Below are 21,558 nucleotides of genomic sequence, written 5' to 3' on the forward strand. Positions count from 1 at the left end.
GGGATGAACGGGATGCAAATTTTTATCGGTGGAGAAACAGGGGGTTAGGGATTTGGGGGGAGTGGGGGTGCCTCGCGCGGCGTTTTCTTTGCCGCCCCGCACCCCCCTCTGTCCCTGCCGGGACATCTCCCCCTCAAGGGGGGAGATCGACAGTGGTTTTAGGGTTTCCCCAGACAAGAGGCGTCTCATTTTGCTGAAACGGTGGCTGGGGACTGCCCCAAGAATCCCCATCCCGATCTCCCCCCTTGAGGGGGAGATGCCCCGGCAGGGGCAGAGGGGGGTGCAGAACGGCAAACTCCACGCCGCGCAGGGGCAGAGGGGGGTGCGGTACGTCAAACGCAAGCCACGCGAGGCAGAGGGGGTGCACATCCGCAACCCCCACGCCACGCGAGCCGGAGCGGGCTGCACCTCGGCGAACTCCACACCGTGCCGGTCAGTGGCCCCCTACCGCAGCGCTGCCGCGATGTTGCCGCCGTCGACGGTGGTGACGTCGGCGGTGGTGCGTTCGGCGAGTGCCTGGTGGACGAAGGCGCGGGCGACGTCTTCGGCGGTGACTTCGAGGCCGAGGAGGTTGCCGGACATGTAGTCCTTGACCGTGACGCCGCGGGCGGCGGAGCGGTTTTCGATCATGTCGTCGTTGAGCAGGCCCGAGCGGATGCGGTCCGGGTTGACGGCGTTGACGCGGATGTTGTCGGCGCCGTGCTCCAGCGCATACTGGCGCGAGAGGAACAGCGTCGCGGCCTTGGGCAGGCCGTAGGCGCCGAATTTCGCGCCGGGATTGACCGCCTGCTTGGAGACGTTGAAGAGCAGCACGCCGCCGGTCTGCTGCGCCTTCATGATGCGCACCGCGTTCTGCGCCACCGACTGGTGGGCGAAGAAATTGAGCTCGAAGCTCTTGCGCAGCAGGGCATCGTCGAGCGTGGCGATCGCCCCTTCCCAGGCGGCGCCCGCATTGGACACCACGATATCGACACCGCCGAAGCGGTCGACAGCGGCGTCGAAGGCGGCGCGGACGGAAGCGGGATCGGTGACGTCGCAGCCGATGCCGATCGACTGGTTGCCGATGGCCTTTGCGACCTCAGCGGCCTTCGCCCCGTCGAGATCGAGCACGACCGCATGGGCACCCTCGGCCACGAAAGCTTTTGCCGTGGCGGCGCCGATGGCGCCCGCACCGCCGGTCACCAGCACCACCTGGCCGGTGAAGGGCCGGGGCTTGGCGCCGGCGAGCTTTGCCTGCTCCAGCGACCAGTATTCGAGATCGAAGAGATCCGGCTTGCTGACCGGCTGGAAGCGGCCGACGGATTCCGCATCGCGCGCGGCCTCGATCCACATCTCGCCGACATCGGCGGCAATCGTCGCATCCTTCAGCGTCCGGCCATGGCCGAACATGCCGAGCCCCGGCACGAGCGTGAGGCGCGGCATGGGATCGAGCATGATGCGCTTCACGTCGTCGCGCGCGTCGTTCGAGCGGAAATACTCCGTATAGGCGTCGGCAAAGGCCTTCACCCGCTCCTCGATCACGGCACGGTAGCTCCCGAGCGCGGCCGCATCGGGTGCGGGCAGCACCATGGGGCCGGTCTTGATGCGGATGGAGAGATCGGGCGTCGAGACGCCGCGCGACGCCATGTCCTCCACCTCGGCCGCATTGACGAAATCGAGAATGGCGGGCGAGGTGCGGAAGGTGGAGACCATGCGCTCGAAGCGGCCCTCGCCCTTCGGCACGGCGACCGCACCGCGCAGCAGGGGCGCGATATCGCGGGCAGAGGCAAGATTTGCGGGCAGGGCGGCCGGGGTGAAGGGGTTCCGCCCGTTCGTCTTCACATAGTCTTCGGCCATGGAGACGTAATGGATCATCCGGTCATAGGCTTCCTTCGCCGTCTCGCCGAAGGTGAAGATGCCGTGCTTGTCGAGGAAGAGGCCCTCGACGGAAGGATCGGCCTCGTAGACTTCGGCCGCGAGCTTGGCGAGCGCGAAGCCCGGCATGATGTAGGGCACATAGCCCAGCTTGCCGGCAAAGAGCCGCTTGCCCATCGCCTCGCTTTCGGCCTGGTCGGCAATCGCAAGGATCGCGGTCGAATGGGTGTGATCGACGAACTTGTGCGGCAGGAAGGCATGCAGCAGCGCCTCGACGGAGGGATTGGGCGCGGCGGGATCGACCAGATTGGCGCGCAGCAGCGTCACCATGTCCTCATCCGAAAGGCGGTCGAGCTTGCGGGCTTTCAGAAGCGCCGCCATCTTCACGGCCGGCAGGCCCTGCGGCTCGATGGTGCCCATGTCCCAGCCGCTGCCCTTGACGCAGAGCACATCCCAGCTGTCGCCGACGAGATCGGTGACGGTGGTCTTCACGGACGTGTTGCCGCCGCCATGCAGCACCAGGCGCGGCTCGCCGCCCAGAAGCCGGGTCGTGTAGGTCCTCAAGGCCCAGTCGCGATTGATGCCCTTGCCGGCATAGGCCGCCACCATGGCTTCGGCCTCGTCGTCGCGCCACAGGTTTTCCATTCTCTTGTCCTCCATCGGCAGACCGTCCGGCTTTCGCGCCCGACGTCAGCCCTTGTTCCACTTCTTCAAAAGGCGGCGCGCCATGGAGGTGGTGACGATCAGTTGCGAGGCGAAGCCGCCCCGGATCGCCGCCACCAGCGGCGCGAATTTCTCGTCTTCCTGCACCACCATGAGACGCTTCTCGATGGTGCGGATCGACTGGAGATCGGCGGAGATGCAGCGCCGGTTGTGCGCGCAATCCATCCACTGCCCCTCCGTATCGATGAGCTGCCCGGCAATGACCCCGGCAGCGCCCTTCTCCCCCATCCGGCGCATGTCGTCGGGCGAAAGCGCGCCGCACTTCACCAGATGGCTGTCGTCCTCGATGCCGCCCACGGAATAGAGCGCGAGCCGGCAGTCGGCGATGGTGGCAAGCTGCTCGCGGATGACGGGCTCGGCCCGCAGCTCCTCCGCAAGACGCTCCGAACTGAGCACCAGCGGCGCGTAGAGATTGATGCCCTGCGCATTGAGGCGGCGGGCGATTTCCGTGGTGCACTGGTCCGGCCGGTAGGAGTAGGGCGCACCGAGATTGCCGCAGAGCTGCACGACCGTCACATCCTGCAGGTCGGCAAAGGGCATGACATCGGCAATGTGGTAGACCGTGCGGCCCCAGGCGACGCCAACCCGGTCGCCCTTGCGGATCAGGCTCTGGAAGACGGATGCCGCAACCACGGGCATTTCCGTCGCCGGATCGAGCGCGGAGCGATCTTCCGGCACGATCCAGACGGAGGTGAGGCCGAGCGCATCCTCCAGCTCGCGCGCAAGCACGTCGTCGGTGAAGAGCTGCGAGGAGGTGGAAATGGTGACGATGCCCATCTCCCGCGCGCGGCGCAGATAGGTGGCGACGGATGCCCGCGAAATGTTCAGCTTCTGGGCAACTTCGTCCTGCCGAAGGCCGTGGCTGTAATAGAGCCAGGCAGCCTTGTGCAAGATCTGGTCTGTGGTGCGGATCGGCATGGAAGTCCTTCAATCAAAGGCGTGGTGACATTATTCAAGAACGGTGACAAAAGTCAAAGCATTTGTCCGCTCGTCCCGCAAAGCCCGGATTGTCACCGATTTTCCGGAAGAGTCCACCGGCTGGAGCGGCCGGCACACCCCTCCCGTTACGGCAGGAAAGTAGGGGGCTGGCGTGGCCCGGATGCGGCTGGCCGGGGGCCGGGCGAGCCCGCCCGCCGCGTTGCCCCCGCCGTTGTGGCCAAGTCCGGCATGAAGCCGCCAAGAGCATGTCCGGCGTTGCCGGGATCTATTCTTGGCCACTCTCCCGTTAGACTTGCCGGGGCGCCCGGGCGGCTCCGGCAGGGCCACGCGCTTCGCGGGGCGAAAGCCACAACCTGAGCGAGCTTCCCCGGAGGATGTCCGATCCGTGCCAGGCGGGGCTTCTGGCGAGGGGCAGTCCGCGGGAATTTCAAGCCTGCGGTCTCGGAAATTTTTCTTGACGTGAATTATTCTTGCCAGGGAGCGGTCATGAGTCATGAAGTGGACATGTAAATTCGTAATGCCGGGGTCAATACTGTAAAACCTGTTATGCTTTTGGCGGGATGTATAAATAATATCCGGATCATGACCAAGGCAAATCTGGATCAAGCATTGATGAAAAGATAATTCGGAAATTTGAACATAAAATATACATCAGAATACGGGATTGCGCCTTTATGGCACAGTGCAGCAGCGGCGGCTGTGTCCGGCAGTGGCACTACAAGTTTTTACGGGCAAACTTTTTTTGGGCGACCCGCCATTTCCAACTTCAGATAAGCGGAGCGGACTTGAAATGAGTCATCTTGAACGTTAGTAATTTATTATGGTTTACGGAATGTTACGACTGTCGTCATTCCGTCGGAAGAGGGAACGCAAGTAATGGCAACGACAACTGTCGGCGGAAGCACGGTTGCATTCTCGAACTCATCTGCGGCTGCCAATCTCTCCCAGTCGGTGGGTGAGGATAATGCCAGCGGCTACGAGTTCGTCTTCGATGTCCTGGCGGCATCGGGCGGCGGCGCGGGGGCGCAGATCTATTCCGTCGATGACGGCGTCAAGAACGATGACGGCGGCGCGGACATCAACGTCACCAACAAGGCCTTCCAGGACTACAACAAGGATCTGCTGATCAAGGATACGGTCGGTGCGGCCGAAGCGGATCAGGGCGGCGACCTTGCCGGCAGCACCTTCTGGATCGGCTCCGACGGCAAGATCCATTACAAGGTCAATCCCGACAGCGCCCTTGCCGCCAAGGTCCAGGCTCTCGGCGAGGGCCAGACGCTGACGGATACCATCCAGTACACCATCAAGATGGCCAACGGCACCCTTTCTGTCGGCACGCTGACCATCACCATCAAGGGCACCAACGACAAGCCCGTCGCGGAGGCCGCGGTGAATTCGGCCACCGAAGGCGGCGCCGTCGTCAACGGCCAGCTGAAGGCAACGGATGTCGACAGCACCTCGCTGAGCTTCAAGCTGGTCGACGCAGCCCCGGCGGGCTTCAAGCTCAACCCCGATGGCTCCTACAGCTTCGATCCCTCCAATGCCGCCTATGACAGCCTGAAGGACGGCGAAACCAAGGTCATCGAGATCAAGTTCGTCGCCAATGACGGCAAGGCGGACTCGGACGTCAAGACGCTGAAGATCACCATCACCGGCACCAACGACAAGCCGGTTGCGGAAGCCGCAACGGCTTCGGCCACCGAAGGCGATGCCGTCGTCAACGGCACGCTGAAGGCATCCGACGTGGATGGCGACGCGCTGAACTTCAAGCTTGTCGATGCAGCCCCGGCGGGCTTCACGCTGAACGCCGATGGCTCCTACACCTTCGATCCGTCGAATTCTGCCTATGACAGCCTGAAGGAAGGCCAGACCAAGGTCGTCGAGGTCAAGTTCGTTGCCAATGACGGCAAGGTCAATTCCGATGTCCAGACGCTGAAGATCACCGTCACCGGCACGAACGACAAGCCGGTCGCGGAAGCTGCCGTCAACTCGGCCACCGAGGGCGGTGACACCGTAACCGGAACCCTGAAGGCAACCGATGCGGAAGGCGATGCGCTGACCTTCGAGCTGGCCGGCTCGGCTCCTGCCGGTTTCGAGCTCAAGCCCGATGGCACCTACAAGTTCGATCCGACCGACAGCGCCTATGACAGCCTGAAGGAAGGCGAGACCAAGGTCGTCGAGGTCAAGTTCGTCGCCAATGACGGCAAGGTCAATTCCGATGTCCAGACGCTGAAGATCACCGTCACCGGCACGAACGACAAGCCGGTCGCGGAAGCCGCCGTCAACTCGGCCACCGAAGGCGGTGACACCGTAACCGGCACGCTGAAAGCAACCGATGCGGAAGGCGATACGCTGACCTTCGAGCTGGCCGGCTCGGCTCCTGCCGGTTTCGAGCTCAAGCCCGATGGCACCTACAAGTTCGATCCGACCGACAGCGCTTATGACAGCCTGAAGGAAGGCGAGACCAAGGTTGTCGAGGTCAAGTTCGTTGCGAACGACGGCATGGTCGACTCGGCGGAACAGACGCTGAAGATCACCGTCACCGGCACCAACGACCGCCCGGTCGCGCAGGCAGCAACGGCTTCGGCCACGGAAGGCGCAGCCGTTGTCACCGGCAGTGTCACGGCGACGGACGTGGACAAGGATGCGCTCACCTTCAAGCTCGTCGGCGATGCGCCCGCAGGCTTCAAGCTGAATGCCGATGGTTCCTACAGCTTCGATCCGTCGAATTCTGCCTATGACAGCCTCAAGGCCGGCCAGACGCAGGATGTGGTGGTGAAGTTCGTCGCCAACGACACCCATGTCGACTCGGCGGAACAGACGCTGACGATCAAGGTGACCGGGGTCAACGATCCTGCCTCCATCACCGGCTCCTTCACGGGCGACGTGACCGAGGACGGCGTGCTTCAGGCCAGCGGTTCGCTGTCCATCACCGATGTGGACTCGGGCGAGAACGCCTTCAGCGCCACCACGTCGGTGAACGGCACCTACGGCAAGTTCACCCTGACCAACAGCGGCTGGGTCTACGACCTCAACAACGCTGCTGCCAATGTTCAGGCCCTGAACACCGGCGACACGGTCTATGACAGCCTGACGATCAAGTCGGCAGACGGTACGGCCGAAAAGACCATCAAGGTTGCCATCCATGGCACCGACGATCTGGTCCTTGCGTCCATGCCGACGACCTATACCGGCACCGGCGATCCCAACGATTTCGACAATCTGGGATCGGCAGGCATACAGAAAATCGGAAGCAAGGGCGCCGAAACGCTCTATGGCGGTGCGGACGGCGACACGCTGACGGGCGGTGGCGGTGCCGATACCCTTTACGGTGGCAGCGGCAACGATACCATCAAGGGCGGTGTGGGCTCCGACACGCTTTATGGCGGCTCCGGCAACGACAGCCTCGACGGCGAGAAGGGCACCGACACCCTCGTCGGGGGTTACGGCGCGGATACGCTGGTTGGCGGGGAGGCGAACGACATCTTCAAGTTCCTCGACATTCGCGACACCAACGACACCATCAGCGGTTTCGAACGGGGCAGCGACAAGCTGGACTTCAGCCAGATGGACGCCAACGCGAATGTGGCGGGCACCCAGCAGTTCTCGGCCGTGAGCGAGGTCGGCGGTGCCTATGTGAAGGCCTATCAGATCACCTGGTATGCCGCCGCCGACGGCGTCCATGTGCTGGCCGATACCGATGGCAACCTTGCCACCGCAGAGTTCCATGCGACGCTTTCGGGCCTGACGGCCCTCGGCAGCAGCGACTTCATCCTCAGCTGAGGACGGAAGAACAGGAATGGAAAAGGGGCGCCTCCGGCGCCCCTTTTTGTGTTGCCCGCTGCGGCGAAAGGCGCCGAACGCGCGAACGGCTCCGCACTAGAATGTCATGCGCTTGATCGGGGCGGCCTCGCCATCCATCTGGATCTGGTCCCGGCCCCGAAGCTTGGCCGCATATAGCGCCAGGTCGGCGCGGCGGAACAGCGTGTTGGTGTCGTCGCCCGGCGCCGCGCGCGCAATGCCCGCGGAAAAGGTGTAGCCGAAATCCGCGGGATCGGCGAGCGGGCGCGACTGCCTGACCGCCCGGAGCATGCGCTCCAGAATGGCGCGGGTCTCCTCGGGCGTCGTGTTGGGCAGGATGAGGATGAACTCCTCGCCGCCGATGCGCCCGACGATGTCCACCTTGCGGACGAAGTTCTGGATGATCGCGGCGAAATCCCTCAGAACGATGTCGCCGACGCTGTGGCCGAAGCGGTCGTTCACCAGCTTGAAATGGTCGATGTCGAGCACCGCAAGGCAGGTGACGCCGCCGGCCGCGCCGATGCCGTCCCCCAGCAGCTCTTCCAGCTTGGACATCACGAAGCGGCGGCTCGGCAGCCCGGTCAGCTCGTCGGTCTGGGATGCCTTCAGCGCCTGGTCCCGGTCTTGCCGGAGCGTTCGCTCGTCCGGCCGGATGGACGTCACGTCGGTGGCGATGCAGATCATCCAGCCATCGGCGCGCATGGTCTCCGTCATCCACAGCCATCGCCCGTCATGCAGGTCGGTCTCGAAGGCGCGAAACCCGGTCTTGCCGCGGCGGGCACTGGTGGAGCGCAGCCAGCACTCGAAATCGCCTGTCTTCACGATGGTGCCGCGGTCCGCATGGTAGTTGCGCCGCATCAGCTCGCTCCACAGCAGGGCTTCCGCTTCCTCGACGAAGAAGGCGTCCCGGAAGGCGCGGTTGGCATAGCGCAGCCGGTCGTCGGCGTCATAGGCCGCCACGAGCGCTCCCGAGACCTCCAAGAGCTGCAGGGTCTGCAGCGTCGATTCCATAGTGTCCATGGCCTTCAGATCATTGGCGCGTTGCGGGGATGCAGGTCCATCCCGGTTATACGATAAAATGATATCCGAAAGGTTATCGGTCGCCGGAATTGCCGGGTCCGGCTGTTCCGGGCGGTTCAAATCCGCCGGCGGATCGCCTAGTGTGGAGATGTTCCCACCAACACGAAACCACCCGCCGTGCACCATTTCCCGATCGACACAGAGGCGAACCGGCCTGGCCCGCCACAGGGCGACGTCCTGCGATGAGCGAAGGCCATCTTCCCCGCGCGGGCCTGATCGGCCTCGGCGCAACGCAGATCGCCGGTTACGGCACGCTCTACTATGCCTTCAGCGTGCTGGTGCCGGACGTGGCCCGGGAATTCCAGATGCCCGAGCGATGGGTTTTCGGCGCCTTTTCCGTGGCGCTTTTGGCGGGAAGCCTTGCGGCCCCCTTTTCCGGACGGCTGGCGGACCGGTACGGGGCGGGGCGGGTGATGACCGTCGGCTCCGCCGGGGCGGCCCTTTCGCTGGTGGCGACGGCGCTTGCGCCCGGCGCGCTCGCCTTTGCCGCCGCCCTCTGCCTCATGCAGGTGGTGTCCTCGGCCGTGCTTTACGCCACCGCCTTCACCGCCATCGTGCAGGCGGGCGGCGCCAAGGCCCAGCGCTCGATCGTCCATCTGACGCTGATGGCCGGTTTTGCCTCCTCGATCTTCTGGCCGCTCACCTCCTGGCTGCACGGCTTCCTCTCCTGGCGGGAGGTCTATCTCGTCTTTGCGGCGCTCAATGCCCTGCTCTGCGTGCCCATCCACTTCGGCATCGCCGGGCTGACGGGACATGCGCTTGCCGCGCGCAAGGGGCAGGCCGCTCCGGAGGCCGGGCACGCACCGCCCGGCAACCGGCTGATCTTCGTGCTGATGCTCGCGGGCTTCGCCATCGAAGGCTATGCGCTCTCGGCCATGCTGGTGCACATGGTGCCGCTGACGCAGGCGCTCGGGCTCGGCGGCGCGGGGCTTCTGGTGGCCTCGCTCTTCGGTCCCTCCCAGGTGGCAAGCCGGTTCATCAACCTGGTATTCGGGCAGGGGCTGTCGCAGGCCTGGCTTGCGGTCATCGCCGCCGTGCTGATGCCGGCCGGCATCGTCATCCTGCTGCTGACCACGCCTTCGCTTGCCGGCGCGGTGGTGTTCGCGGTCTGCATGGGCCTCGGTTCCGGCCTCACCAGCATCGTCGGCGGCACGCTGCCGCTCGAGCTCTTCGGCCGCAAAGGCTACGGCCGGCTGATGGGCTGGTCCACCTCCGCCAAGCAGATCGCCTCGGCGGTCGCGCCCTTCGGCATGTCGTTCGCCATGGAGGCGGTCGGGGTGAAGCCGGCGCTCCTGATCGTGGTGGCGGCCGGGCTTTCCGGCACGCTGGCGCTGGTGGCCATCCCGCTTCTCGTCCGGCGCGCCGGCCGGTGACGGGGCCTGCGCGGCCTCCGGCTGCCGTTATCCTATAAAACGAAATCTTCAGATTAGGCCTCTAGGATGGGGGCCTTCATGCAACCGAGATTGCGAAGATCAGATTCACCCGTACCTCGTGGAAATGACTTTGCGCGAGAGGAAGTCTTGAAACGCGACTTTGGCATACCGGTCACCTTCGGCGCCTGCGCCGGATTCGTCCATGATGGCGGTGGCACGACGGGGATCCTCCTGCTGCCGGCCTGGGGCTTCGAGGAATTCACCATCCGGCGGGGCTGGGCGGGCCTGGCGGCCATGCTGGCCGATGCCGGCTATTGCTGCCTGCGCTTCGACTGGCCCGGCGCCGGCGACAGCCTCGGGGATGCGGGCAGCGGCGTGTCGCTGGCCGACTGGACGGCCGCCGTGGAGGCTGCCGCAGACTTTCTGCGCTCCCGCCATGGGGTTTCGCGGATCGTGCTGGCCGGCCACGGCGTCGGGGCCCTGCTGGCGCCCCATCTTGCCGCCGGCCTGAAGGCCGATGCCGTGGTGACGATGGCGCCGCAGGGCGAGGGGCGGGCGGGCCTGCGCGAGCTCGAGGCCTGGAGCAAGCTCATCGCCTCCTTCCTGCGCCTGCCGCCGGAAAGCTCGGAGGACCGCATTCACGTCGCGGGCCATGCGATTTCGAAGAAGCTGGCCGAGGAGATCGCCGCGCTGCGCATCGCCGCCACGAAGCAGCCGGCCCTGCCGGTGCTCGCGGTGCTGCGCGCGGGCACGCTCGGCGCTGTGGAATGGCCGAAGCGCCTCGCCGAGGCAGGCTTTTCCGTGACCGTTGCCGATTATGCCGGTTATGACGGCTTTCTTGCCCACACCATGGCCTCGGTGCCACCGCTTGCGGATTTTGCCCATGTGCGCGACTGGCTGACGGCAAGCGTGCCGCCCGGCGACCGAAGGCAGCCGGCCGGTCAGCCGACGGCCATCGAGCCGTTGCACGGCCCCGGCTTCAGCGAAACGCCGCAGCTTTTCGGCGAGGAAGGCCGCCTGTTCGGCATTCTCTGCCGGCCCGAGGGCCAGCCCTCGCGCGGGGTCTATGTTCTCGTGAATTCCGGCGACAACTATCATGTCGGCTGGGCGCGCATGCATGTGGACTTTGCCCGGCAGCTTGCCGCGCGCGGCTTTTCCTCCTTCCGGATCGATACCGCCGGCATCGGCGACAGCGAGGCGACCAGCGGCCCGCTCTTCTACGACCCGGCGCAGGTGCGCGACGTCCTGACGGCGGTCGGCCATGTGGCCGGCATGGGTCTCGGGCCGGTGCTGGTCTCGGGCCGGTGCAGCGGCGGCTATGCATCCTTCCAGGCCGCGGCCGGCGATCCGCGCATCGCCGGGATGGTTGCCGTCAATCCCGCCCGGCTGGCGCTCGCCCCCGGCGAAACCTTCGAACAGGTGATGAGCGGGGGAACCTCCTCGCTGGCCGATTACCGCAAGCGGGCGCTTTCGCCGCGCCTTCTGAAGGACATCCTCACGGGGCGCGTGCCCGTTGCCTCGATCGCCGCCAAGGGCGCGCGCATGGTGAAGACGCAGCTCGCGGTGCGCTTCCCCGCACTGTTCGGCATGGTGACGGGCGGGAATGCGGTGGCGCGGACGGCCCGGGCGCAGGCCGATGCGATCCGCACGCGCGGAGCCGCCGCCTACCTGGTCTATGCCGACAATGACGGCGGGCTCGACGATCTTGCCCGCCTCTTCGGCCGGCGCGAGCCCGGCACCCATGACCACGCCATCGTCCGGCTCGTGCCCGACGCGGAGCACAACATGACCGCCCCCCACGCCCGCCAGGCCATCCTCTCCGCCATGATCGATGCGGCGGAAACTGTCGCGGCGCGGCACAGCGGGGCCGTACCCCTCGACCCGGCGGCCTGAGGGAGACCGTCTGGCGCCGGCCCTCGCGGCCCGTTCTTCGGGCGGGGGTCAAGGTCTCGTCCGTCACGAGGGAGTGGAAAGGGAAGTGCCCGGTGCCTGCCGGGCATTCATTCCAGGTGGACCCCACTATAACGGTGCGGGAAAGGGGAGGATGCGGACTGCGGAATACGTTCATCCGGCGCGATACATGCATTCTTGCTCAATGTATACTTTATAATGCGAGGCAATACGGAAAGCAGGAGTGGCCTATATTGGCGGTTGTGACTGGTTAACCTTTCTTATCGTAAATGGTTATATTAACTAAATGTTATGCCCTCGCGCTGTACGAGAGTATGGGTACAGAGGGCTTTTGTGATGCGTGTGGCGATTGTACATGACTGGCTTTATACGATTGGCGGCGCCGAACGCGTGTTGCAGGAAATGCTGGCCTGCTATCCCGATGCGGATGTCTTCTGCCTCTTCGATTTCCTGAAGCCGGAGGATCGGGCCAAGATCGGCCTGAAGTCGACGCAGACGAGCTTCCTGCAGAAGCTGCCCTTCGTGAAGCGCTCGCATCGCGTGTTTCTGCCGCTGATGCCGATCGCCATCGAGCAGCTGGATCTTTCGCCCTACGACCTGATCATCTCGAGCAGCTATGCGGTGGCCAAGGGCGTGCTGACCGGGCCGGACCAGCTGCACGTCTCCTATGTCCATTCGCCGATCCGCTATGCCTGGGATCTCCAGCACACCTATCTGGCGCGCAATCCGAACCCGATCACCAGCTTCCTGGCGCGGCCCCTGCTGCACTGGCTGCGCGTCTGGGATACCCGCACCGCGCACGGGCCGGACATGATGATTGCCAATTCCCATTTCGTGGCGCGGCGCATCCGCAAGGTCTATGGCCGCAAGGCGAAGGTTCTCTATCCGCCCGTTCTGCTGTCGACCCGCAGCGAGCCGCTGCCGAAGAAGGGCCACTTCCTCGCGGCAAGCCGCCTGGTGCCCTACAAGAACATCGAGGCCATCGTCCGCGCCTTTGCCGAGCTGCCGGACCAGCAGCTGGTCGTGGCGGGCGACGGACCGGAAGGGGCGCGGCTGCGCAAGATCGCCGGCCCCAACGTGACCTTTGCAGGTTTCGTCAGCGACGGCGCGCTGCGCGAGCTGATGGCGACGGCCCGCGCCTTCGTCTTCGCCGCGGAAGAGGATTTCGGCATCATCTCGGTCGAGGCCCAGTCGGAGGGAACGCCCGTGCTCGCGCTCGGCAAGGGCGGCTCCTGCGAGACCGTGGTCGACGGCCGGACGGGCCTGTTCTTCGATACGCCCGAGCCTTCGGCCATCGCCGCCTGCGTGCGCCAGTTCCTGACGCGCGAGGCTGAATTTACCCCGGAAAATTGCAGGGAGCAGGCCGCCCGCTTCTCCGCCGACCGCTTCCGCGACGATCTTCGTGCTTACGTTGCCGAAACCATTTCGGCCTATACTTCCTCCTCGGTCGGCTACGTTCCCGGCAACAGGTTCTCGACGGAAAGCAGATGACGGAATGGTCGACAGACAGGACATGATGGACGGTCGGCTGTTCGACACGCGCCCCTTTCAGATCCAGAAAGGGCTGCTGCTCAGCATCTGGCGTCACCGCCTGCTGTTCCTGGCCGTGCTTTTCGGTTCGGTCCTGCTGGCCGTCATTGCCTCGCTCGTCATCCCCGCCCGCTATCTCGCCACCGGCATGGTGATCGTTGCCGAGGCCGACCCCGCCACGCGCACCTCCGATGTCTGGGCGCAGAAGCAGGGCGACCCCGCCGACCTCGAAAGCCAGATCATGATCCTCCGCTCCTCGCGGCTGATGAAGCTGGCGCTTGCCCAGCCCGGCGCCTACGAGGCGGCGATTGCCGAATGCGAGAAGGCGGGCGATGCCTGCGCCACCATGGAGCGGGACTCCGTCCAGCTGATGGAAAAGATCGCCGAGCGCTACTCGGTCGGCGCCGTCGGCCGTTCGCGCGTGCTGTCCATCTCCTACAATTCCGCCCTTGCCGATACGGCGATGACCATGGCCAATGCGCTGGTGACCGCCTATCTCGACGATCAGCGCGGCACCCAGTCGAACAGCCGCGAGGTGGCGGCCAAGTGGCTGTGGCAGGAAATTGCCGATCTCGACCGCGAGATCCGCGAACGGGTCGCCAAGATCGAAGCCTTCCGCCGGCAGAACGGTCTGGTGCAGGGCGCGACAGCCTCGATCAGCTCCGAAAGCCTGACCAACATCAGCCAGCAGCTTGCCGCGGCCGAACAGTCCAAGGCGCAGGCCCAGGCGCGCCTCGATGCCATCCGCGACATGCGCAACGACCAGGACATGTCGTCCTCCGCCATGGCGCTCGACAACCGCACCGTCGCCGACATCAAGCAGCAGATGGCCGCCATCGGCAACCAGCTTGCCGCAAGCAGCACCGTACTCGGGCCGCGCCATCCGCAGCGGCGCATGCTGGAAGCCTCGCTGGGCCTTCTTCAGCGCCAGCTGGACGCGGAAATCGACCGCATCTCGGCCAGCGCGCAGAAGGATTACGATACGGCGGTCAATCTGGTCGCCTCGCTCGAGCAGCAGGTGGCCGCCGCCAAGGACAATGCCGCCAACGCGCTCACCGACGAGTCCTCCATCGAAGGCATGGTGCGCGACGTGGAGGCCAAGCGCCAGCTCTACACCCAGCTCTACCAGCGGGCGAGCGAACTGGAATCGGAGCGCCGCTCGCTGAACGGCGGCGCCCGCCTCGTCAGCCTCGCGGAAAAGCCCACCAAGCCCTATTTCCCGAAGAAGACGCCGATGGTGGCCGCAGGCTTCGCCCTCGGCCTGTTCCTCGCTGCCGCCGCCTGCCTGGTCTGGGACCGGTTCCGCGGCAGCATGAAGGCGCCAGCCTCGGAGGAGGAAGTGCCGGAGGCCGCAGCACCGGTGGTCGCCAGCGCGCCGCCCCCGGCCGCGGCCATGCCGCTGCAACTGATCGGCACGCTTCCGCCGCTCGCCGCCTCCGGCCTCAGCGAGGCGGGGGAGGGCAACGTGCTCTCGCTCCTCAGGCGCAGCATGCTGGGGGTCGGCTTCCAGCAGGGCGTGCGCCACCTCGCCAACGATCTGCTTCCTTTGGGGGCGGACCGGCCGCTTCTGGTGCTTCCCTGCGACAGCCATCTGAAGGATGCGGGCTTCCTGACCCTCGCCGTCGCGCAGGCGCTGACGAAATCCGGCCTCAATGTCCTGGTCGTCGAATGCGCGCCCGCGCAGGCCTCGCTTGCCGAAGCCTTCGATCTGCCGCCGGCACAGCCGGGTTTTGCCGAAGTGATGACCGGCGCGGCGGAAGCGGCCGCGAGCGTGTCCCGGACCTCCATTCCCGGCCTTCACGTGGTGACCGGTTCGGTAGCCGATCTCGACCTTTTGGCCCGGGGGGAACTCGATGGCTACGGCTCGCTGATGGCCTGGGCCGAACCCTATGACCTCGTGCTGTTCAGCGGGCCTGCGCTCTTCGACCGCCAGTCGCGCCGCGCGCTCCGGGCGCTTTCGGCCCTCGGGATGAATGTCGTCGTCTGCCTCAACCGGCCGGACCGGCTGGAGGAGGCGGGACGTCTTGCCGGCGAGCTCGGCCTGAACGCCGCCGGTGCCGTCCTCATGCCGCAGATCGGCCGGGAGGACCGCCGGGCGGATCCCTTCGCCCGGCAACGCAGAAAGATCGCGTGATGCATGGGCCGCGCGTTCTGTTCGTCAGCCAGACCGGGGTCATGTCGGGCGCGGAATATGTGCTCGCCAGCCTGACCGAAGGCTGGGCAGGCGCTTCCGCCTTCCTGCTCGAGGGCGGGCCGCTGGAGGACGTGCTGCGGAAAAACGGGCTTTCGGTCGAGGTTGCGCCCGCGGGCGCACAGCTCGGCGCCATAAGGCGCGACCAGTCTCTCCTGAAGGCACTGCCGCTGGTCCTGCGTCTTCAGCGCCTTGTCCTCGCCATCATCCGCGCCGCCCGCCGCCACGATATCGTCTATGCCAATTCGCAGAAGGCCTTCCTGCTTTCCGCGCTCGCCTCCCATTTCTTCCGCCGCCCGCTGGTCTGGCACTTGCACGACATCATGGACGAGCGGCACTTCGGCAGAAAGCAGCGGCTGATCCAGATTGCGCTTGCCAACCGCCGGGCCGCCTCGGTCATCGTGCCCTCGAAGGCGGCGGCCGATGCCTTCGTCGCGGCCGGGGGGCGGCGTGATCTCGTCCGGGTCGTGCCGAACGGCATTGCCCTTGCACCGCCGCCCGCCCTGTCGCGGGAGGCGCTTGGCCTGCCCCCGGGTCCGCTCGTCGGCGTCTTCAGCCGGCTCGCGCCCTGGAAGGGCCAGCATGTGGTCATCGAGGCGCTGAAGGCCTGCCCCGGCATCCGCTGCATTCTCGTCGGAAGCGCGCTCTTCGGCGAAGACGCCTATCGCGACCGGCTTCTCGCCATGGTCGCGGAGCAGGGGCTCTCCGAGCGCGTCACCTTCCTCGGCCAGCGATCCGACGTGCCCACCCTGATGCAGGCCGTCGATGCCGTCATTCACCCCTCGGTCGATCCGGAGCCCTTCGGGCTGACACTGGTCGAGGCGATGCTGGCGGGCACGCCCGTCATCGCGACCGATGCGGGCGCCTCTGCCGAAATCCTGGCCGGCGGCCAGGCGGGCACCCTTGTTCCGCCGGGGGATGCGGCCGCGCTCGCCGGTGCCCTGCGCGGTTTCTTCGACGATCCCGCCCCCTCCCGGCAAAAGGCGGCGCTGGCGCGCGAGCGGGTCGGCGCCGTTTACGGCATAGCCCGGATGCGCGAGACGGTGCTGGGCCTCGTGGCAGCCGTTCAGGCGGGACGGCGCCCATGAGAACGAGCCCGCTTCCCATCGACGGCGCCATCCGTCGCCCGCCTTCCCGGCAGGGCTGGGTGCCGGCGCTCATCTTCATCGCCGTCTTTGCGCTTGTCGGCGGCTTTGCCGGCGGGCTCGGCAGGCCGCTCTTCGTGCTCGGCTGCATGGGCGTTGCCATCATCGCCTATCGCGACGGCATCGCCGCACATTTTCAGGCAAGCCTCGTCCTGTTCTCCTTCGCCCCCTTCATCCGCCGCATCGTGGACAACGGCGCCGGCTATGACGAGCTGGGCCTGATGCTGATCGGCCCGCTGATGGCGCTGCTGGTGCCGGTGGTGGAGCTGCGCCGGCTGCTGGATCCGCGCGAGCCGCTCGACATAAGGTTCGGTCCGCTGCTGCTGGCCGGGGCCTGCATCGTCTATGCCGGCATTCTCTCGCTCCTGCAGGGAAAGATGAACGACGCGGCAAGCGGTCTGCTGAAATGGCTGACGCCCGTGCTCTATGGCGCGGTGCTGGTGCTGAGGGCAAACCGGGACGAGATGCTGGACGCCGCCGTCCGCGCCTTCTTCGTCATCCTGCCGCTGACCGGGCTTTACGGCATCCTGCAATATGTCGATCCGCAAGCCTGGGACCGCTACTGGATGGAGTTCGCGCCGATCCTCTCCATCGGCCAGCCGGTGCCTTATGGCGTGCGCGTCTTCTCGACCATGAACAGCCCGGCGAGCTTTGCGAGCTTCACCGCCGCCGGCCTGCTGCTTGTCGCCTTCCTGCGCTCGGGCTGGGTCTCCTTCTTCGTCGCGGCACCTTCGATGCTGGCGCTTCTCCTGTCGCTCTACCGCACCGCCTGGCTTTCCATGGCGCTGGCGCTGCTCTTCTGTCTGCTGTTTGCCCGCACCCGCGGCAAGGCACAGATGATTGCGGTCGCGCTGGCGATTGCCGGCGCCGTTGCCGTGACCATCCCGCCCTTCTCCGACGTCATCGGCGACCGGCTGGCGACGCTTGGTCAGGGCAGCCAGGACGGCTCCTTCCAGGAGCGCCTGACGCAGTATTCCACCCTGTGGTCGCTGCCGGACAGCTCGCTGATCGGCAACGGCTTCACCATTACGGACGTGGGCTCGGCGGGGCAGATGCCGATCGACGGCATGATCATCGCCTGCTGGCTGATGATGGGCATCGTCTTCGGCATCCTGTGCCTCTGCGCCTTCTTCTGGGCGATCGGCCGCGCCGTGATCCGCGCGCTTCTGGAACGCTCCCGCCAGGCTATCATGATCGGTGCCATGGCCATGGGCAGCATGCTGCAGATGCCGCTCGCCAACATCAGCGCGGCGGAGGCCGGCTTCCTGTTCTGGAGCTTCGTCGTGCTCATCCCCTCCTTCCAGCATCGCATCAGCGGGACTCCATGATGGACAACACGCTCGACACCCAGGACAACGCTCCCGCGCCGCCCTCGATCAAGAAGGTGGCGGCGAAGCTGTCCAGCGGCGCGCTGTTCAGCAAGAGCCTCGGCTTCGTGCGCGAGATCTTCATGGCGCATGTGGTGGGCGTCGCGGCGCTGGCCGACAGTTTCCGCAGCTCGATCACCATCATCCTCGTGCCGCTCGCCTTCCTGCAGAACGAGAGCGTGCCGGCGATCCTCATTCCGCGCATGCAGGAGGCCGGCCGCCAGGGCGAAGCCGCCCACCGGCTTGCCGCCATGACCATCGCGCTCACCTCCATCGGCGCGCTTCTCATGGTGCTGACGATGATCATCGCCAACCTGCTCGTCGATGCCATGCTGGCCGGCGTCTCGGTCGCGGAGCGGCAGACGACGATCTATTTCGTGCACATCATGGCCTTCTCGATGCCCGCTTCGGTGGCGATCAACTGCCTTGCGGCGGGAGAGATCGCGCTCGGCAAGACGCGGGTCACCAATGCGCGGGCCAGCATCCTCAATGTCGGCGTCATGCTCGGGCTCGCCATGCTGGTGCTGACCGACGAGGGCGCGATGCTGGCGATCGCCTTCACGCTTTCCTTCAACACGCTCGCCATCTGGGCCACCTGGTCGCTGTGGCGGGAGGGGAACCTCTCCTTCGAGCGGCTGACGGCAGGGGACGTCTGGTCGGAAACGCGCATCTTCCTCAGCCGGCTCGTGCCCTTCCTGCCGCTGCCGGCGGCGGAGCAGACCAACATCTGGCTGGAGCGCCTGCTGGCCTCGAAGCTGACGACCGGCGCCATCGCCTCCATGGACTATGCCCGCACGCTCACCGACAGCGCGCTGCTGCTCGTCAGCCAGCCCATCGGTCTTGCGGTGCTTTCCCACGGAGACGAGGACCGGATCAAGGAACAGTCCGAAGCGATCACCCGCTTCGTCGCCATCGTCATGATGCCGGCCTCCGCCTTCATCTTCGTCTTCGCGCCCGACATCGTGCGCCTCATCTTCCAGCGCGGCGCCTTCAACGCGCTCGGCGTGGAGCTGACGAGCGAGGCGCTGCGCGGCATTTCCATCGGTCTCTGGGCCTCGACGCTGGGCTGGATCCTGCTCAGGCTTCTCAACCGCGCGAACCGCAGCACGCTTGCTGCCGGCATCCTCGTTGCATCCTACCTCGCCAACATCGGCATCAATGCCGCCACCGCGACGCTCGCCGAGGCGCAGACCTACGGCACCCTCTTCCTCGGCTTCGGGGAAACGGTGCGCAGCTTCGTGATGTGCGCCTCGGTGATCATTGCGCTCGGCACGCCGCTGTCGCTGCTGCGTCTCCTGGCCCGCGGGCTCATTCCCGCCGCGGCCATGGCGCTTGCCGGGCTCGAGGTGATCGAAACCTTCGACGGCACGCTGGTCCGGCTCGCGCTCGGCCTCAGCTGCTACCTGCTGGCCGTGGCAATCGGGGCGGCTCTCCTCGCCCCCGAAATCTTCGGCAAGCTCTACGCCCTTGCGGTGTCCAGAAAGGGAACCAAGCCCGATGCCTGACCGCATGATCCCGAAAATCTCCGTGCCCGGCGGCATGCTCGCCACCACGGCCCGCTGGATGGATGCCCTGCGCGGCCAGAGGGGGTGCTTCTTCACCTTCCACCGCGCAGCGCCTTCCTCCCTGTGGCCGAGCCTCCCGAACCGCGATTTCTACATCGATCTCGGCTTTCTCGACACGCTGCTCGGCCATCTCGCCGCCAGCGGGCGGCGGGTCGTGACCGTGGAGGAGGGGCTGGCGCTGGCCGCCGATCCCGCAAGCCGCGAGACCTTCGTCAACTTCTCCATCGACGATTGCTACCGCGACACCTTCGAGGAGGTGGTTCCTCTCTTCCGCCGCCACGGCGTGCCGATCACGCTCTTCGTCACGACCGGCATTCCCGACGGCACCCTGCCCCTGTGGTGGATCGGGCTGGAAGACACCATTTTCACGCGCGACTTCGTTCTCGTCGATGGCGAGCGGCACGAGACGGACACGACGGAGCGCAAGATCGCCACCTATCTCTCGCTCCAGGCCCGCTGGGACGGACCGGGCGCGCCCGACCACTACGCGCGTTTTGCCGCCGACAACGGCGTGGACACCGAAGCCGTCCACTGGAAGCACGCCATCACCTGGGACATGCTTTCGCAACTGGCGACCGATCCGCTCGTCGAAATCGGCTCCCACACCGTCTCCCATCCCCGCGTCTCCACGCTCTCCGACGAGGAGGCAAGCCGAGAGCTGGCCGGCAGCCGCAGCCGGCTTCGGGAAAAGCTTGGCCTGCCGGTGAAGCACTTCGCCTTCCCCTATGGCCGCAGGAAGGATTGCGGGCCGCGCGATTTCGAGATCGCCCGGCAGGCCGGTTACGGCAGCGTCGCCACCACCACCAAGGGCCTGCTGAAGAGCGGCCCCACCCCTTATGCCTATCCGCGGATCACGCTGAACGGGGCGCACCAGAACCTCGTGGTGCCGGAGCTCCATCTGGCCGGTGCATCCGCCGTCGCAGCCAGGATGCTCGGCCGTGTCTGAGAAGCTTCGCGTCATCTCCATCGCCCACACCGCCGTCTCGCGGTCCGCGGGCCGGCTCCGCTACGCGCCCTTTGCGGGACGCGACGATCTCGACGTGCATCTGGTCGTGCCCGCCCGCTGGAAGCAGTTCGGCCGGGAGATGGTTGCCGATCCGCCCGGCGACCCCGGCGTGACCACCCATGTGCTGCCGATCCTCTTTCCCCATGCGGGTCCGTTCAGCTGGTACCTGCACGTCTATCGCGGGCTCGGCCGCCTCATCCGCGAGGTGCGCCCCCATGTGATCCACCTGTGGGAGGAGCCCTGGAGCCTCGTCGCCCTGCAGGCCCTGGCGCTGAAGGGCAAGGCGGGCTTCGTGCTCGAGGTGGACCAGAACATCCTCAAGCGGCTTCCGCCGCCCTTCGAGGCGATCCGCCGGCATGTGCTGGCAAACACCGATCACATCCTCTCGCGCAGCAACGACGCCACCATGGTGGTGGAGGCGCGGGGCTATCGCGGCCCCGTCAGCATGATCGGCTACGGGGTCGACCGGGGGGTCTTCGCGCCCGCGCCCGGCGGCACGGAGACGGCCGGGCGCGAGGGGCTGGTGCTTGGCTATGTCGGCCGCCTGGTGGAGGAAAAGGGCATTCAGGATGCGCTCGATGCCATGGCGCGGAGCCCCGTTCCCGTGACGCTGAAGCTGATGGGCGAGGGCCCCTACGAGGCGGCACTGCGGGAGAAGGCGGCAGGCCTCGGCCTTGCGGACCGGGTGCATGTCCAGCCCTGGGACAAGCCGGAAGGCGTCGCCGCCTTCATCCGCTCGCTCGACGCGCTGATCCTGCTCACCCACACCACGCCTGTCGTCAAGGAACAGTTCGGCCGGGTGATCATCGAGGCCCAGAGCGCCGGCGTCCCTGTCATCGGGGCGCAGTCGGGCGCGATCCCCGACGTGATCGGGGAGGGCGGCTGGATCGTGCCGCAGCGCGACCCCGCCGCGCTGGCCACCCTCATCGGCAGGCTTGCGGCCGATCCCGCCGAGCGGAAGCACCGTGCGGCCCTCGGCGAGGAAAACGTCCGGCAGCGCTTCACCTACGAGGCCATCGCGGGGCAGCTCCTCGGTGCCTACAGGGATGCGGCGCGCGGATATCGCTGATCGG

13 protein-coding genes are annotated in these 21,558 nt (G+C 66.2%); 10 read left to right on the forward strand and 3 right to left on the reverse strand.

The genetic code is table 11. The features are described 5' to 3' along the window. Positions 1 to 444: 444 nt before the first annotated feature. Together GGR23_RS18480 and GGR23_RS18485 are read right to left on the reverse strand one after the other, a co-directional pair. On the reverse strand, positions 445 to 2,499 hold the full coding sequence (locus GGR23_RS18480) for a bifunctional aldolase/short-chain dehydrogenase (RefSeq protein WP_183367928.1): 2,055 nt from the start codon (positions 2,497 to 2,499) through the stop codon (positions 445 to 447). A 45-nt stretch (positions 2,500 to 2,544) separates the two neighbouring features. Next, complete coding sequence (locus GGR23_RS18485; protein ID WP_183367804.1) at positions 2,545 to 3,495, reverse strand: sugar-binding transcriptional regulator; 951 nt, start codon at positions 3,493 to 3,495, stop codon at positions 2,545 to 2,547. A gap of 897 nt (positions 3,496 to 4,392) precedes the next feature. On the opposite strand from GGR23_RS18485, the gene GGR23_RS18490 reads away from it, so the two are divergent. Then, entirely contained in the window at positions 4,393 to 7,299 is a 2,907-nt protein-coding gene (locus tag GGR23_RS18490) for a VCBS domain-containing protein (RefSeq protein ID WP_183367805.1), read from the forward strand. A 96-nt stretch (positions 7,300 to 7,395) separates the two neighbouring features. Here the strand turns inward: GGR23_RS18490 and GGR23_RS18495 are convergent, their stop codons facing one another. Continuing rightward, positions 7,396 to 8,328 carry a GGDEF domain-containing protein gene (locus tag GGR23_RS18495; protein ID WP_183367929.1) on the reverse strand — a complete coding sequence of 311 codons (933 nt, stop codon included), beginning with the start codon at positions 8,326 to 8,328 and terminating at the stop codon, positions 7,396 to 7,398. 251 nt (positions 8,329 to 8,579) lie between these two features. On the opposite strand from GGR23_RS18495, the gene arsK reads away from it, so the two are divergent. The 9 genes from arsK (at position 8,580) to GGR23_RS18540 (ending at position 21,554) form a co-directional block, all read left to right on the forward strand. After that, positions 8,580 to 9,770 (forward strand): arsenite efflux MFS transporter ArsK, encoded by a 1,191-nt coding sequence (gene arsK / locus GGR23_RS18500; RefSeq protein WP_183367806.1) that lies wholly within the window; start codon positions 8,580 to 8,582, stop codon positions 9,768 to 9,770. Between the two features lie 147 nt (positions 9,771 to 9,917). Next, positions 9,918 to 11,663: an alpha/beta hydrolase gene (locus GGR23_RS18505; RefSeq protein ID WP_183367807.1), complete on the forward strand. Its 1,746-nt coding sequence runs from the start codon at positions 9,918 to 9,920 to the stop codon at positions 11,661 to 11,663. Positions 11,664 to 12,017: 354 nt separating this feature from the next. Then, positions 12,018 to 13,172 carry a glycosyltransferase gene (locus GGR23_RS18510; protein ID WP_183367808.1) on the forward strand — a complete coding sequence of 385 codons (1,155 nt, stop codon included), beginning with the start codon at positions 12,018 to 12,020 and terminating at the stop codon, positions 13,170 to 13,172. Between the two features lie 4 nt (positions 13,173 to 13,176). Beyond that, positions 13,177 to 15,345, forward strand: coding sequence for a GumC family protein (locus tag GGR23_RS18515; protein ID WP_183367809.1), 2,169 nt, complete (start codon positions 13,177 to 13,179; stop codon positions 15,343 to 15,345). Further along, positions 15,345 to 16,490, forward strand: a complete 1,146-nt coding sequence (locus GGR23_RS18520; RefSeq protein WP_183367810.1) for a glycosyltransferase family 4 protein — start codon at positions 15,345 to 15,347, stop codon at positions 16,488 to 16,490. Before GGR23_RS18515 ends, GGR23_RS18520 begins: the two co-directional genes overlap by 1 nt. Next, the gene (locus GGR23_RS18525) at positions 16,487 to 17,875 is read left to right on the forward strand and encodes an O-antigen ligase domain-containing protein (protein WP_183367811.1); all 1,389 of its coding nucleotides are present in this window, start codon (positions 16,487 to 16,489) and stop codon (positions 17,873 to 17,875) included. Before GGR23_RS18520 ends, GGR23_RS18525 begins: the two co-directional genes overlap by 4 nt. Next, on the forward strand, positions 17,875 to 19,419 hold the full coding sequence (locus GGR23_RS18530) for a lipid II flippase MurJ (RefSeq protein WP_183367930.1): 1,545 nt from the start codon (positions 17,875 to 17,877) through the stop codon (positions 19,417 to 19,419). Before GGR23_RS18525 ends, GGR23_RS18530 begins: the two co-directional genes overlap by 1 nt. After that, entirely contained in the window at positions 19,412 to 20,425 is a 1,014-nt protein-coding gene (locus tag GGR23_RS18535) for a polysaccharide deacetylase family protein (protein ID WP_183367812.1), read from the forward strand. Before GGR23_RS18530 ends, GGR23_RS18535 begins: the two co-directional genes overlap by 8 nt. After that, positions 20,418 to 21,554, forward strand: coding sequence for a glycosyltransferase (locus GGR23_RS18540; protein WP_183367813.1), 1,137 nt, complete (start codon positions 20,418 to 20,420; stop codon positions 21,552 to 21,554). The genes GGR23_RS18535 and GGR23_RS18540 overlap by 8 nt, the downstream gene beginning before the upstream one ends. Positions 21,555 to 21,558 lie beyond the last annotated feature (4 nt).

The organism is Gellertiella hungarica (assembly GCF_014197145.1).
GTDB lineage: Bacteria > Pseudomonadota > Alphaproteobacteria > Rhizobiales > Rhizobiaceae > Gellertiella > Gellertiella hungarica.